Below are 14,843 nucleotides of genomic sequence, written 5' to 3'. Positions count from 1 at the left end.
AAAAGATTAAGATCTTTCCAGACTTCCTCGTCCAGAGTTCCTGCGTTGAAAAATTACTAATTTTGAAGGGATAGGTGTTTTCTTAAAGAGGAAGGGAAACTTTTGTGAAGTTGTCAGAGAATGTATAATGGGATTTGGATTCTTCTAATAATTTTTCCATAGCACTATCTAAAACGTCATTCTGAAATTCTTTCAAATAAGCCTTAGTAACATTTACATTCTGATGCCCCATAGTTTCTCCAATAATATCCATAGAAATCCCTGCATATTTTAAATTAGTAGCAAAACTATGTCTAATGGTATAGCTAGAGACATTAGTATTTATACCTTTTAATGATGCTATCTCCTTTAAATCCTTATTAAATTTCTTAAGTGTTTTACCTTTTCTATTCTCAATTTGAGTAGGTGTAAGCTCGTCACTTAGAAGAATAGGAAAAACATATTGAGTTTTACTAGAAACACCTCTATAGTAGTTTAAAACCTTTTCAACAGGTGGTAATACTTTCACAGAGAATCTTCCTTTAGTCTTAGACCTTTTATAGAGTATCCTATCTCCATCTATGTCTGACCATTTCAACTTCATCATATCTACAAAATTCATACCTCCTGTATAGTAACTAAATATCATAAAATTATGAGAGTTCACTAAATGAGGTAACTCACTTGTATTTAAGTTTTCCATCAATTTTATTTGCTCTCTAGTTAAAGCCTTATTTATACTCTTCCCCTTTAGTTTTGATACTTTATAGACCTTAAAAGGGTAATATTTCTCTAGAGTAACGCCTCTATTAATTGCATCATTAAACAACGCTCTAATTTCTCTCATCTTAACACCAATACCACCATCTTGATTACCATTTGTTCTTAAATAAGTCTCATACCTAAGTAACAGCTCGGGTGTTAGCTGGTGAAATCTCAAGGATTTACTTTTTTGAAATTTAAAAAATGAGGTATATGTATCTCGATAAGCCCTAGCATTCCCTGTTCTACCTACCTGAATAAGCTCATCTATCTTATCTAACCAAAAATCAGATACAGACAACTTATTCTTTTTGACACCCTTAAATTGCTCTTCAAATTGCTCTAAAGTAAAATCTGTATCTGTGGATATATATTCATCTATTATGTTAAGTGCTTTTTGCTCTAATTCTAATAAGATTCTATTTCTTTGATTCCAATTAGGGTGACTTCTTTTAAACCTATTTGATTTATCATCCCAGTCTTTTAGTGCTGTAGTTACCCCAAGAGTTATAAGCTTAGACTTTCTATCTTTTACAACTCGCATCACAATAGGACATTCACCCTTAGTGTTAGTCTTTTTTCTTAATAGTATTTTTATACTTGCCATAATTATTGTTTTATTGAGAGTAATGAATTCCTTATATAAAGAGTAGGGAAAACATAACTCAAAGTTTAAAAGTTAATGAGCTCCAAATACTTTTCTAATAAGAGTTCTCTTATATAGATTTTCGTAGTAAGTAAATTATACTTATTTAGTAGCTCACTATAATCATTAAAATGCCTCATTTTAGTAGTTGCTGAATATTTCTTTATAGTAGTTTCCCAATAATATGGGTTGTTGTACTTATTTAATTTTGATAGGTCTAAAGGCTCAATAGAAGACTCATCAAATTGGTCTATTATTACAAGCTCATCAAACCTTTGTATTAGATTCTTGAACAATTTCCTTAGCATGTGTTTATCCTTTAAATCCTCTAACTTAAAAATTCCAAATTTTTGAAATTCTTTAGCCTTCATGAACCTAACTTCAAACCTTAAGATGTTTTCTGTTAGATTATATTGCCTTCCTTTATCATATATCTTTAAAACATAGTTATAATGGTCAAATTGTTTCAATTTTCCTCTGCCATTAAATAATCTTACATGATTAGGACCATTGGTTTTATGCATTAATAAGTTATTATTGATAATTTCTTCTGCAGGTATAGGCACTTTAATATTAAACCCAAATTCTAGCTGTGTGAGATTTGAGTTATCTACATCTATTAATTTTTTATTAATATGGTCTATCACGAAACAAATTCCAGAATAAGCAAAGTCATTATGATTATGTCCCACCCCTGAACCTAATTGATTATAAGCCTTATGAATTGAATTATATACATAAGCACGCTTCTCTGTAATCCTAACATCCATACCACTAAAACCTGTCACATAAGGGTATTTAATTTCACTCGTGTGAAGATTAAACAGTGTATGTAGCTCTTCGAAATTCTCTTCTTGACAAACAAAATTTTCAAATATTGCCTTGTCTCTCCATGAGAGTCTAACAAAGTCTACCATAACGGAGTATCATTTGAGTTACTCCCAGATTGATGCATACTATATAGAATTTCTGAGTCAGATGCAATTCTCCCACTCTCTATCCAAGCATCTACCTCTACTCTTTTAAAATAGATTTTTTTACCCCCTGGATTGTAAAAAGGTATTTCCTTTTTACTTGTCATTTTATAAATTGCAGATTTTGAAAGTTCTAAATAAACAGACAAGTCATCTACTGACATAAAGTTTTTTAGAGGCTTCAATACCTCAGAAAACTCTTCTTTAATTTGATTTAATTGTTCTTGTGTAAAAACTATTCTTTGAATGGTTTCCATAATCATTATGATTTAGGAATGTGCGCACATTCAGGTTAATATTAACACAAAGAAACTGTGCAAATAACCTAAGAATTAAGAAGTGTAAGAAGGGTGTAAGGTAAAATGTAAGATGTTTAGCTTAGTAGTATTGTATCCATTTCTTTGTTGAGTCTATCAAGCTTTGGATTAAACTTCAATAATGTCCTATTGTAATTAGTTTCAGATAACACAGTACCACCTTTAGTAAGGAATCTACCTGATTTCTCAATAGACTTTGGGTCTAATGAAGTAAAATAAGGTCTCAACTTTTCAATAAATTGTTTAGCTAAGGCATTTTGGCAGAAGAATTTTATAACCTTATTAGGTTCACTTGGGTTTTCAAGTAATACCTCTAAAAAAGTTTCTTGGTCAATTACATCATATTCAATAATCTCTAAACTATCAGCTAGTTCATATAGCTCAATAAACTTCTGCCTAGAGATTGTATCTTTAAATCCAAAATATGATAATTTATCTTCTGCTCTCTTTTTAGCAAAAGGCTTAATATCATACTTTATAAGAAGATGATGCTCAATAAGTTTTAAGGCTCTAGGTAGTTCAGGATAATTTGGATAAAGTTTGTCTGCTTTCTGGTTTAAAGAATGTAGTTCTAAGCTAATGTTTTTTAGAGTAGCTGTATAGACTTCATTTGCTTCTGCTTTAGAATATACTAATTTGTCTATTTCCTCAGTTACAACTTTAGCATTAAATATTAATTCGTTTTTATGTTCTTTATAAAAATCATAGGTAACTAATCCCTCTGTAGGTTCTCCGTTGCTATGTTGGTCTGAAAAAACTTTCCAAAACTTTATAACTCCATTATTAGTATCTACATGTTCAACTAAATTTCCATACATCTCCTTCATATTATTAAGTGATGTATCTTTTAAAAATTCAAGTTTATTTGATTTTAAGAGATTTTGAAAGTAAAAAAGTAACTGATGTGTTGGCTTTAGAGTCATCTTTTAAATTGAGATTACTAAGATACAATGTTTGACCTATGTTTGACCCAAAGGAAAAAGCAAAGTTTCTCAGATACCTATAAAACACAAAAAAGCCACTACTTTCGTAGTGGCTTTGTTTGCTCCTCTTCTTAGGCTCGAACTAAGGACCCTCTGATTAACAGTCAGATGCTCTAACCAACTGAGCTAAAGAGGAAGGTTATTTTTCGCGTTAGCGGATGCAAATATATATAGTATTTTCAATATTACAAAATGAAATATTATTTTTTTTGTAAAATTTTTAAAATCGTTAATTCGTGACGGCTTTAAAAATATCATTACCGTTGGCAAACAATACCAAAGCGATTAAAATAAAGAAACCAATAACTTGCGCGCGCTCTAAAAACTTTTCGCTTGGCTGACGTCCAGAAATCATTTCGTACAATAAAAACACCACGTGACCACCATCTAAAGCTGGTATTGGTAATAAGTTAAGTATCGCTAACATAATAGATAAAAAGGCTGTTAAACCCCAGAAATCTTGCCAAATCCATTGATCTGGGAACACATCAAAAATTGCTTTAAAGCCACCGACACCTTTATAAGCGCCTGTACTAGGTGTAAATATTTTTCCTAATTGATCAAAATAACCAGAAACCTGTTCTTTAAACTTATCTACTCCTCCACCAAAACTTTCTAAGAAGGTATAATCTTTATGAATAATATTAAAATAACCTAGTTCTGCAAATCTCGAATTATGTGATGCTGGAAAAATTCCAACCCTTCCATTATCATCAACCTTTAGGTCTATATTAATTTTTTCGTCTTCTCTTAAAAATGTTGCATTTACGGATTGATTCTTATAGTTTGATAATCGCGATTCAAATTGGTCAAAATAACGCAATTCATTTCCGTTAACAGTTAATAAGACATCACCTTCTTTTAGGTTAACACCAGCATTTATGGATGTATCTGGCACACTACCAACCATAAATGGAATTCTTAATTTGAAAGTTCCATTCTTTCTTTCGGCAGAAGATAGTTGACCTAAGAAATCTTTTGGAAGTACAACTTCTTGCTTTTCTCCATCTCTAACGATTGAATATTTTTCACCATTTACTAAGTTCTTTCTAACCTCATAATAGGTATCAACTTTTTCATCATTAATAGCTAATATTTTATCGCCATTTTTAAAACCAACATCTAAAAGCAGTTTGTTCTCTATCCAAAAACCGTCTTTCATACTGTCTGTAGTCACATCTGTATCTCCATAAGTAAAAGAAAGTGCGACGTAAATAAAGTAAGCCAAAATAAAGTTTACGGTTACACCACCAAGCATAATAATTAAGCGTTGCCAAGCTGGTTTAGAACGGAATTCCCATGGTTGTGGTGGCAGTGCCATTGCTTCCTTATCCATACTCTCGTCAATCATTCCTGCGATTTTCACATAGCCTCCAAGTGGTAACCAACCAATACCATATTCGGTATCACCAATTTTCTTTTTGAAAAGCGAAAACTTCACATCAAAAAAGAGGTAAAATTTTTCCACTTTAGTCTTAAAAAGCTTTGCTGGTATAAAATGCCCTAACTCGTGCAAAACAATAAGTAAGGATAAACTAAGTAAAAATTGAGATATTTTTATAACAAATTCCATGTAATCATTTTCAAATTTCGATTTGCAAAAGTAACATATTTATATCAAACGAATATTTAAAAAAACTTAGCATTACGTTAAAACTATAGCGTGTCTAATTTTTTATTATTCTTTTATTAATGATCTTATCATTTGTTTGAATTTGCACAAACAATATACCTGATGCTAAGGTTTTTAAATCAACTTCAGTAGCCCAATCTTGTTGCAGTAATAACTGACCTAAACTATTGTAAATTTTAATCGTTTCAACCTCTATATATTCAGGTTTTATAATATTTATTATTGCGGTTGTTGGATTGGGATATACATTTATTTCAGAATTAAAATCAAAATCAGAGGTACTTAAAGTTGCAGCATTATTTTTTGAAATTAAATGATAATCCGGATCAATTAACACCTCTTGTATTGTGAAATCAATGGTTTCAACAAACTGTTCATTATTACTCGTGTTGTCTAAAACCACATCTAAAGATTCTCCTAAAGTTCCTAAAATTCTAATGGGCACATTGGCTTCAAAAAAAGAAACGGACGCATCACTTTGAGTTTGCGACACCATAAGTTGTAACTGGTTTCCATCCTGATTCCAGTTCACATTGTAACTTGGATAACCTTGATTGTAGAGCCAGTCATTAAAAAATTCGTCTAAATTTTGTCCCGTAGACAATTCCATCACATCTATAAAATCTTGAGTTTTTGCATAATCGAACGCTAAGGCTGGCGTATCTAAATAGTCTTTTAATCCTTGATAAAAATCAGTATCACCAAGTTTTCGTCTTAACATATGCAGTACCATAGCACCCTTACTATAACTTAATCGGCTACTAAAAATTCTATTAACGCTTGTTGTATCCTGATCCGTAAGATATACGGCACCATCTGGTTGAGACGTAATATTAGCAGTGGTCTGCTGTCTCCAAGTTTTAAAACTGCCTTCTCCATCTAGATCTTCAATAACTAAACCAGCTAAATAGGTGGCAAATCCTTCATTTAGCCAAATATCTTTCCAACTGCCACAAGTTATTTTATTACCAAACCATTGGTGTGCTAACTCGTGTGCAATAAGAGCTCTACTAAAGGACCCCATAAACGAAACGGTTGTGTGTTCCATGCCTCCTCCCCAACCAAATTGGGCATGACCATATTTTTCGTCTGCAAACGGATATTCTTCAAACAAATCCGTAAAAAGATTCATAATATCTACAGTAATACCTGTGCTTGCTTGAGCTGTAACAACATCTTCCGGATAGACATAATTTACAATATCAAAAGGGCTACCATTATTTGGTACTTCATGTGAATACACGTCATAATTAGTAACCGCAATAGCAATTAAATACGCAGGTATGGGATGACCATGTTTAAAATGCGTAGTTTTCTGAGTTCCTGAAATAATCTGACTCTGTTCTAAACCATTAGATACCGAAACATAGTTCTTATCTAATGGACTTAAATCTGGTGTGGTAAGATACACATCTATAGAATCGATTTTGTCAATTAAATCTTGTTTGCAAGGCCACCAACCTTTAGCACCATAAGGCTCAGAAAGCGTCCAAATAATAGGATCATCGTCATCTCCATGTGTGGTTTGTTCAAAAGATCCAAAACCAGAACTCACAGGATTTCCAGAATAACTTACAGTTAAAGAGTCTAAAACTCCCTGTACTTGTGTGACAGGTAATGTAATCACCAATTCATCATCCGTATTTTGAACAAAACTTAAACTATTGCCACGTTGTAAAACTTGAGACACCGTCATATTATCGGCCAAATCAAAAGTGATATCTGTCATGGCTTCTTTAGCTTCAAAATACGTGGTAATATCACCCGAAATCTCAGCTACTGATGGATCCACATTTAATTCAAGGCGATGGTATTTAACATCATAATTTCCAGTATTAGCATTCTGGCTACTCATCATTTGCTGTAATGCCGCGTTCGCTTCAGAAGCACGAATTGCATTTAACGTCTCGTTGTAGTCTTGCGCATTTATTTGTATTACAAAAATTAAGATTATACCCGTTAGAAATTGTTTCATTGCACCTCTTTTAATGTTAAAAATAAAGCTTTTATTGAGATTCAGTCGTATTTTTGTCATTCAACTCTCGTTAAAACATACGGAATGTCATTTCTTTCTTTTTTTAAGGGTTACAAAAACTTCGGAATATTCTTTTTTGTACTTTGTGTAGTCATCATAACTATTATTTATAATGTCTTAAATGTTAAGCAGCCGCTTCCTATATATCAACCTGGTATGGTAAGCGAAGAATTAGTTGATAGTACTATTCAATACAAATTAAAATACCATAAGATTGCTGATTTTAGTTTAATCAATCAAAATGGAGAAACGATAACCCAAGACACCTATAAAGATAAAATCTATATTTCGGATTTCTTCTTTACGACGTGTCAAACTATTTGCCCAATAATGACCGATCACATGGCCATCATACAGCAAGAAATTATTAACGACGATGACATAATGTTATTGTCACATACGGTAACACCAAAAATTGATACAGTAGCGCAACTCAAAAAATATGCGCTTGAAAAAGGTGTGATAGACCGAAAATGGAATTTAGTCACAGGAGATAAAAAGCAAATCTACGAACTGGCCAGAAAAAGCTACCTAGCCGTTAAGACTGATGGTAATGGGGATGAATACGATATGATTCATACCGAAAACTTTATGTTAATTGACAAAAAACGTCAAATTAGAGGCTTTTATGATGGTACAAAACCTGAAGATATTGAACAAATTTTAGAAGATATTGAAACCTTAAAGTACTTTGGTGGCTCTTAGAAAAATGGAAACCAATCAAATATTCACGGTCTAGTTTTTTACACTAAAAAAAATCGCTTACTTTTGCTTCTTTAAAATTAATCTAAATAAGGATAACGTTGACATTAGCAGATTTAAAACGCGGGCAACAAGGCATTATTACCGATGTGTCTTCTATACATATTCCATTAAAACTTCTCGAAATGGGGTGTTTGCCTGGTAATTTTGTAGAGCTTGTGCAAGTGGCTCCCTTTGCAGATCCAATGTATCTTAATATTAATGGTACACATTTAGCCATTAGAAAAGAAACTGCTATTCATATTATAATTGAAACTGCGCATGAGTAAGCAAATCAACGTCGCATTAATAGGAAATCCCAACACCGGAAAAACATCTGTTTTCAATGCCCTTACAGGGTTAAACCAAAAGGTCGGTAATTACCCTGGTATTACGGTTGAAAAAAAAGAAGGTATTTGTAAACTGCCACGAGGAGTAAAAGCACATATCATAGATTTACCCGGAACCTATAGTTTAAATGCATCGTCTTTAGATGAAAATGTAGTTATTGAACTGCTGCTTAATAAAAATGATAAAGATTATCCAGATGTTGCTGTTGTTGTCAGTGACGTGGAAAACTTAAAACGAAATTTACTATTATTCACACAAATTAAAGACTTAAAGATTCCTACAATTTTAGTGATTAATATGGCTGACAGGATGGAATACAAAGGTATTTCATTAAATCTAGACCATTTAGAAGAGGAACTCAAAACTAAAATTGCGTTAATAAGTACAAGAAAAAACAAGGGTATAGATAAATTAAAAGAATTAATTGCCACTCATAAAGAACTCTCTATAGAACCTTGTTTGGATGCATCTACTATAGATGAAGCGTATTTTAGTAATTTAAGAAAAGCATTTCCTAACCAGTTATTGTACAAACTGTGGTTAGTCATAACGCAAGATGTTAACTTCGGAAAAACAGACCGAAAAACATATGAAGCGGTTGAAGATTTTAAAACTAAATCTAAAACAGATTTAAAACGACTACAACAAAGAGAAACCATAAAGCGTTACCAATTTATAAACGAAACGCTAAAAGAAGGACAAACCATTGACCTGAAATCTGCAAAAGATTTACGTATAAAATTGGATAGAATTCTAACGCACAAAGTTTGGGGTTATTTAATTTTTGGGGTTATTTTATTAACTATTTTTCAAGCTATTTACGATTGGTCTAGCATTCCAATGGATTTTATAGATAGCTCGTTTGCATCCTTAAGTGAGTGGACAAAAAACACCTTACCGGAAGGAGCATTTACGAATCTTTTAGCTGAAGGTATTATTTCAGGACTTGGAGGTATTGTAATATTTATCCCTCAAATTGCCTTCTTGTTTCTATTTATTTCAGTATTAGAAGAAAGCGGCTATATGAGTCGTGTGGTGTTTCTAATGGATCGCATTATGCGTCGTTTTGGATTGAGCGGCAAAAGTGTGGTACCCTTAATTTCAGGAACAGCTTGTGCAATTCCGGCGATTATGGCAACGCGGAATATTGAAAGCTGGAAAGAACGTTTAATCACCATCTTAGTAACACCGTTTACAACGTGTTCGGCAAGATTACCTGTCTATCTTATTATTATCGCTTTGGTTATTCCAGAAGGACGCATACTCGGTTTAAGTTATCAAGCCTTAACCTTAATGTTATTGTACCTAATTGGTTTTGGTGCAGCTGTTGGCTCTGCTTGGATTTTAAATAAAATATTGAAATTAAAAAGTAAGAGTTTCTTTGTGGTAGAAATGCCAAATTACAAATTACCGTTGTTTAAAAATGTGGTATTAACGGTTTTAGAAAAAACAAAAGCTTTTGTATTTGGAGCTGGTAAAATTATCCTTGCCATTTCTATTGTGCTTTGGTTTTTGGCATCTTATGGTCCTGGTGATAACTTTAATAATGCAGAAAGCATAATTACAGAACAATACGCTGGGGAGAATTTACCAGAGGACGAATTAAACCAAAAAATAGAATCTCATAAACTAGAGCATTCATTTATTGGTATTGCAGGCCATGCTATAGAACCAGCCATTAGACCGTTAGGTTACGATTGGAAAATTGGGATTGCCATTGTAAGTTCTTTCGCTGCGCGTGAAGTATTTGTTGGAACTTTAGCTACCATCTATAGTGTAGGAAGCGACGAAGAAGAGACTATTAAAAATAGAATGGCAGGAGAAGTAAATCCAATACTTGGAGGCCCTTTATTTAATTTTGCTTCAGGTATTTCATTGCTTCTATTTTATGCCTTTGCCATGCAATGTATGAGTACACTTGCTATTGTGAAAAAAGAGACCAACTCTTGGAAATGGCCAATGTATCAGTTAGTAATTATGAGTGCTTTTGCTTATATTGTAGCATTAGTTGCTTATCAAGTCTTAAAATAATAGACCTAGCAAGTAGGTTTTTTTAAACCACGTAGGTCTTTAATACTGTATTTATGAATACTATAATTCAAAACATATTGGCTTTTTCTGCGGTAGGTTTGGCCATTCTTTATCTCGTACGAAAATATATTTGGCCACCCAAAATAAAATCAGCAAAATCTTGTGGAGGTGATGACGGCTGTGGATGTCATTAATCGTTATTTTAATCGCCTTTGTTTTCGATTATAAATCGAATAAAACAACATTTCTAAAAGACTTTTTTAGCGGTATAATTGTATGTCTATTTCTTTTTATATCTGCAATAGCTTTTGTCATCGCATTTGACCTCACTATAGTTCACGGTATTTTCTATGCCAGTGTAGAAATTATTCTTTTGTTTACACTAAAAGCCTTTATACAACGAAGAAATCAATAGAGCATTACGCCTATTATTTTTCTATAAAATCCACAGGAATAGAAAATGTATTTGCATCTGGAGTTACAAACTTCACGTTATTAAGCGTTGCATTACCAATCACCTTTCCTAGACCACCATCTTTAGACCATTCATAAAACTCCCAATTATGTGCAATTGGCACACCATCTATCATTTTATAATTAGAATATCCAATAGCATGCGGATCAGCTTCTGCTGCCTCTGTAGATTTATTAACTGTAACAATATAAGCGACATAATCCATCATATGTGTTTCAGGATCACTATAAACAACATACCAATCATCTGGTGCATCACCAGTATTTGCTTCGAAGGTTAGCGTTTGTGCATTATAAGTTTTCTCATTAAGCTCTAAAGCCTCTACATCAGACCAAATTGTGCCTTCATCACTTAATTTAGTTTGAAACAATAAGAAATACATCCAAGTATAAGCATCAAATCGAGCTGCTTTTTCATTTTTAAGATCTGCAGAATGAAACACTTTAGATCCATCATAGTAAATGAATGAACCATCATTTAATTCGATTTTACCTTTTGTTGAATTCGTTAAATAAGTCATTTTTCCATTAAGGCGTTCTTTACCACCAAAGCTAATAACCATGTCTAACTCAATAGCCTCATTAGACAAAAACCCCTCTTTATTGTAAGCCTCCTCAATTTTTTCAACAGGAGTTAAAATCTTATTTTCTATTATAGGCTCTGGAGTTTCGACTTCAACCGGTTCTTTCTTTTCATTTTTACAACTTGTAGTAAGTGTTAAAAGCAAAAGACAAATGATACTAGACTTAAACATAGGAGACATTTTATGAGATTTTATTCAAACTTAAAGTGTAAGATGTATACCAACTATTACACGTAACTATTTTAAGATAATTTTAGCATTTGAAATGATATTCAAATACTATAACGATTAAACCCTCTTCAAATATAGATTTTTGGCTACACTTTGAGAGACTACAATTTCAGAATTTTCTAAAGCTATTTTTATAGAATTATCAAAAGGCTCTTTGTGCTTTATGGTAATTATGGTTCCAAGACCGATATTGTTACTGTCTAAATATTTCAAAAAATGAGAAGACGTATCATCGACGCCAACACATTTGTAAGTTGATCCGACCTCGGCTTTAGCTAAAACAATTTTTTCAATATGTTTAAAGTTCCCTTCCTTATCAGGAATTGGATCGCCATGAGGATCGTATGTAGGGAATTCTAAAAACGCATCGAGTTCGTCAATAAGCTTATCCGATTTAATATGCTCTAAATGTTCTGCAACTTCATGCACCTCATCCCAAGAAAAATTTAATTTTTCTACTAAAAACACTTCCCAAAGGCGATGTTTCCGAATAATATTAACCGCAACACGCCTACCATCATCCGTTAACGTAACACCTTGGTATTTTTTATAATCGGCATAATTCTTTTCAGATAATTTTTTAACCATATCCGTAACAGAAGAGGCTTTGGTGCTCATAGCCTCTGCAATAGCATTAGTATTAACTGAATTGATACCGTTATTACCTAGATGGTAAATGGCTTTAATGTAGTTTTCTTCTGTTAGTGTAATCATGATTAGTTTATGAATAACAAATATAGAAAAGATAAACTTCTTAAAATATTTTTAGACTTATCTAAAAATATATTTATATTTGCTTAAAAAATAATAAAGATGAGACTAATAATACTTTTTACCCTCGCTTCCTTTTCAATGTTAAACGCACAAAACACTTATAAAATAAACGGTGTAGTAACTGCAGAAGGTGAAGTGTTGCCCTATGCAAACATCTATGTAGAAACAACGATCAAAGGATCAACAACAAACGAAAATGGGGTTTATACCATCAAAAACTTAGAGCCAGGAACCTATTCTATTGCTGCCTCTTTTGCTGGCTATACCACACAAAAAAAGAAAGTTCAAATCACAAATGCCGATGTTAGCCTAAATTTTAATTTAAACTATAATGAAAGTCTAGATGAAGTTATAATTACGGGAACTTTAAAACCCGTATCACGATTAGAAAGCCCTGTGCCTGTTGAAGTTTATACTCCAACATTTTTAAAGAAAAACCCAACTCCAAATATTTTTGAAGCGCTACAGAATGTCAATGGAGTAAGACCACAATTAAATTGTAGTGTTTGTAATACTGGAGACATTCATATTAACGGACTAGAAGGACCTTACACTTTGGTTTTAATCGATGGTATGCCAATTGTTAGTGGCCTATCTACTGTTTATGGACTTTCTGGCATTCCTAATTCGCTTATCGAACAAATTGAAGTTGTAAAAGGACCTGCATCCTCATTATACGGAAGTGAAGCTGTTGGTGGACTTATAAATGTTATTACAAAATTACCAGAAAATTCGCCTCGTTTTTTCGCTGATGCTTTTGTAACAGGTTGGGGAGAAACAAACTTAGACCTAGGTTTTAAGGCTAAAGTTGGAGAAAAAGCCAATGTATTGGTTGGTACAAATTATTTTAAATACGACAATCCTATAGATAACAACAATGATAATTTTACAGATGTTACGCTTCAAGACCGCATATCTATATTTCAAAAATGGGATTTTAAGCGGACTAACAATCGTAAGCTGTCTTTAGCTGGTCGTTATTTTTATGAAGACCGTTGGGGCGGAGAAATGCAATGGAATTCGAGCTATAGAGGAGGTGACGAAATTTATGGAGAAAGCATTTACACCTCACGTTTCGAAATTTTAGGTGACTACCAATTACCAATGACTAAAAAAGTAAATCTACAGTTTTCATATTCTGATCACGACCAGAACTCAGTGTATGGAAACACACCGTATTTAGCACAACAACGCATTGGATTTGGACAATTAATTTGGGATAAGACCATTTATAAACACGATTTATTATTCGGAACAGCACTACGCTACAATCATTACAACGATAATACTACAGCAACCATAACTGCAGACGAGGTCACAATACCTTCACTTTTTATACAAGATGAAATTGACTTTACTGAAAAACAAAGTTTACTTTTAGGTTTACGTTACGATTATGATAGCAGGCACGGAAGCATTTTGACACCACGATTAGCCTACAGATACAAACCAACCGACACTGATATTATTAGATTGAATGCTGGTACAGGGTTTAGAGTCGTCAACTTATTCACTGAAGAACATGCTGCACTTACAGGAGCACGAGATGTTATAATTCAATCCGAGTTACAACCCGAAGAATCTTACAACGTTAATTTAAACTACCTCAAAAAACTCTACCTCAACAATGGCATGTATTTCACCTTTGATACCTCAGTTTGGTACACCTACTTTACCAATGCCATTATACCAGATTACGATACCAACCCTAATCAAATTATCTATGACAATCTTGATGGCTACTCTGAATCTAAAGGTTTAAGTTTTAATATAGATGCGGTTTTTGGAAGTGGTATTAGTGCTTCAGTTGGTGCTACTTTTCAAGATGTTGCTCAAACTGAAAATGGTGAACGCACCAAACAAATATTAACAGAGGAATACTCTGGTGTTTGGTCATTATCGTATAAAAATTATGCCACTAACCTTATTTTCGATTATACGGGTAATCTTTATGGTCCAATGCGCTTGCCTTTACTTGGCGACTTAGATCCAAGAGAAGAATATTCGCCAACCTGGAGTGTTCAAAATATACAAGCGACCTATGATGGTTTCAATAACTTAGAGATCTATGGTGGAGTAAAAAACTTACTCAACTGGACACCAAACAAAGGAAATCCCTTTATAATCGCGAGGGCAGATGACCCTTTTGATGAAAACGTACAATTTGATGGGAATGGAGATGTTATTGCTACAGCAGATAATCCTTACGCTCTAACTTTTGACCCAGCTTATGTTTATGGGCCTAATCAAGGTATACGACTGTTCTTTGGTTTAAGATATAATTTAAATTAATCATTGATTTTTAGTACTTTCGTAATAAATATTTAG

The 14,843-nt window shown here is 33.0% G+C and carries 13 protein-coding genes and 1 tRNA gene; 5 read left to right on the top strand and 9 right to left on the bottom strand.

Annotation, left to right across the window (positions count from 1 at the left end; translation table 11 throughout):
- Positions 1-82: 82 nt before the first annotated feature.
- The 7 genes from HM992_RS04120 to HM992_RS04090 form a co-directional block, all read right to left on the bottom strand.
- Positions 83-1,348, bottom strand: a complete 1,266-nt coding sequence (locus HM992_RS04120; RefSeq protein WP_179318807.1) for a site-specific integrase — start codon at positions 1,346-1,348, stop codon at positions 83-85.
- Between the two features lie 65 nt (positions 1,349-1,413).
- On the bottom strand, positions 1,414-2,304 hold the full coding sequence (locus HM992_RS04115; RefSeq protein ID WP_179318806.1) for a hypothetical protein: 891 nt from the start codon (positions 2,302-2,304) through the stop codon (positions 1,414-1,416).
- A complete protein-coding gene (locus HM992_RS04110) occupies positions 2,298-2,618 on the bottom strand; it encodes a helix-turn-helix domain-containing protein (RefSeq protein ID WP_229720443.1) in 321 nt (106 codons plus the stop codon). Before HM992_RS04110 ends, HM992_RS04115 begins: the two co-directional genes overlap by 7 nt.
- A gap of 116 nt (positions 2,619-2,734) precedes the next feature.
- The gene (locus HM992_RS04105) at positions 2,735-3,601 is read right to left on the bottom strand and encodes a DUF6617 family protein (RefSeq protein ID WP_179318805.1); all 867 of its coding nucleotides are present in this window, start codon (positions 3,599-3,601) and stop codon (positions 2,735-2,737) included.
- Between the two features lie 122 nt (positions 3,602-3,723).
- Positions 3,724-3,797 (bottom strand) — tRNA-Asn (locus HM992_RS04100).
- A 93-nt stretch (positions 3,798-3,890) separates the two neighbouring features.
- Positions 3,891-5,234, bottom strand: a complete 1,344-nt coding sequence (gene rseP / locus HM992_RS04095; RefSeq protein ID WP_178986276.1) for an RIP metalloprotease RseP — start codon at positions 5,232-5,234, stop codon at positions 3,891-3,893.
- Positions 5,235-5,328: 94 nt separating this feature from the next.
- Positions 5,329-7,269 (bottom strand): M1 family aminopeptidase, encoded by a 1,941-nt coding sequence (locus tag HM992_RS04090; protein WP_179318804.1) that lies wholly within the window; start codon positions 7,267-7,269, stop codon positions 5,329-5,331.
- Positions 7,270-7,353: 84 nt separating this feature from the next.
- Here HM992_RS04090 and HM992_RS04085 point away from each other — a divergent pair, with 84 nt between their 5' ends.
- From HM992_RS04085 to HM992_RS04070, 4 genes are all read left to right on the top strand, one after another.
- Complete coding sequence (locus HM992_RS04085; protein ID WP_179318803.1) at positions 7,354-8,034, top strand: SCO family protein; 681 nt, start codon at positions 7,354-7,356, stop codon at positions 8,032-8,034.
- Positions 8,035-8,126: 92 nt separating this feature from the next.
- Positions 8,127-8,360, top strand: a complete 234-nt coding sequence (locus HM992_RS04080) for a FeoA family protein (protein ID WP_178986965.1) — start codon at positions 8,127-8,129, stop codon at positions 8,358-8,360.
- On the top strand, positions 8,353-10,452 hold the full coding sequence (feoB, locus tag HM992_RS04075; RefSeq protein WP_179318802.1) for a ferrous iron transport protein B: 2,100 nt from the start codon (positions 8,353-8,355) through the stop codon (positions 10,450-10,452). Before HM992_RS04080 ends, feoB begins: the two co-directional genes overlap by 8 nt.
- Before the next feature lie 53 nt (positions 10,453-10,505).
- A complete protein-coding gene (locus HM992_RS04070; protein WP_178986280.1) occupies positions 10,506-10,646 on the top strand; it encodes a FeoB-associated Cys-rich membrane protein in 141 nt (46 codons plus the stop codon).
- Between the two features lie 234 nt (positions 10,647-10,880).
- Here the strand turns inward: HM992_RS04070 and HM992_RS04065 are convergent, their stop codons facing one another.
- Complete coding sequence (locus tag HM992_RS04065; RefSeq protein ID WP_179318801.1) at positions 10,881-11,690, bottom strand: DUF6503 family protein; 810 nt, start codon at positions 11,688-11,690, stop codon at positions 10,881-10,883.
- Positions 11,691-11,798: 108 nt separating this feature from the next.
- A complete protein-coding gene (locus HM992_RS04060) occupies positions 11,799-12,455 on the bottom strand; it encodes a metal-dependent transcriptional regulator (RefSeq protein ID WP_179318800.1) in 657 nt (218 codons plus the stop codon).
- 99 nt (positions 12,456-12,554) lie between these two features.
- On the opposite strand from HM992_RS04060, the gene HM992_RS04055 reads away from it, so the two are divergent.
- Positions 12,555-14,807 (top strand): TonB-dependent receptor, encoded by a 2,253-nt coding sequence (locus HM992_RS04055; protein WP_179318799.1) that lies wholly within the window; start codon positions 12,555-12,557, stop codon positions 14,805-14,807.
- Positions 14,808-14,843: the final 36 nt, after the last annotated feature.

The sequence above is a fragment of the Winogradskyella helgolandensis genome (assembly GCF_013404085.1).
Lineage (GTDB): Bacteria > Bacteroidota > Bacteroidia > Flavobacteriales > Flavobacteriaceae > Winogradskyella > Winogradskyella helgolandensis.
The sequence above is the reverse complement of the archived record's forward strand: the minus strand, read 5'-3'. Positions and strand labels throughout refer to the sequence as shown.

Coding starts and splice junctions, on each gene's coding strand:
- HM992_RS04070 (WP_178986280.1), top strand. CDS start 10,506: ATGAATACTATAATTCAAAACATATTGGCTTTTTCTGCGGTAGGTTTG.
- HM992_RS04110 (WP_229720443.1), bottom strand. CDS start 2,618: ATGGAAACCATTCAAAGAATAGTTTTTACACAAGAACAATTAAATCAA.
- HM992_RS04065 (WP_179318801.1), bottom strand. CDS start 11,690: ATGTCTCCTATGTTTAAGTCTAGTATCATTTGTCTTTTGCTTTTAACA.
- rseP (WP_178986276.1), bottom strand. CDS start 5,234: ATGGAATTTGTTATAAAAATATCTCAATTTTTACTTAGTTTATCCTTA.
- HM992_RS04055 (WP_179318799.1), top strand. CDS start 12,555: ATGAGACTAATAATACTTTTTACCCTCGCTTCCTTTTCAATGTTAAAC.
- HM992_RS04090 (WP_179318804.1), bottom strand. CDS start 7,269: ATGAAACAATTTCTAACGGGTATAATCTTAATTTTTGTAATACAAATA.
- HM992_RS04060 (WP_179318800.1), bottom strand. CDS start 12,455: ATGATTACACTAACAGAAGAAAACTACATTAAAGCCATTTACCATCTA.
- HM992_RS04120 (WP_179318807.1), bottom strand. CDS start 1,348: ATGGCAAGTATAAAAATACTATTAAGAAAAAAGACTAACACTAAGGGT.
- HM992_RS04115 (WP_179318806.1), bottom strand. CDS start 2,304: ATGGTAGACTTTGTTAGACTCTCATGGAGAGACAAGGCAATATTTGAA.
- HM992_RS04085 (WP_179318803.1), top strand. CDS start 7,354: ATGTCATTTCTTTCTTTTTTTAAGGGTTACAAAAACTTCGGAATATTC.
- feoB (WP_179318802.1), top strand. CDS start 8,353: ATGAGTAAGCAAATCAACGTCGCATTAATAGGAAATCCCAACACCGGA.
- HM992_RS04105 (WP_179318805.1), bottom strand. CDS start 3,601: ATGACTCTAAAGCCAACACATCAGTTACTTTTTTACTTTCAAAATCTC.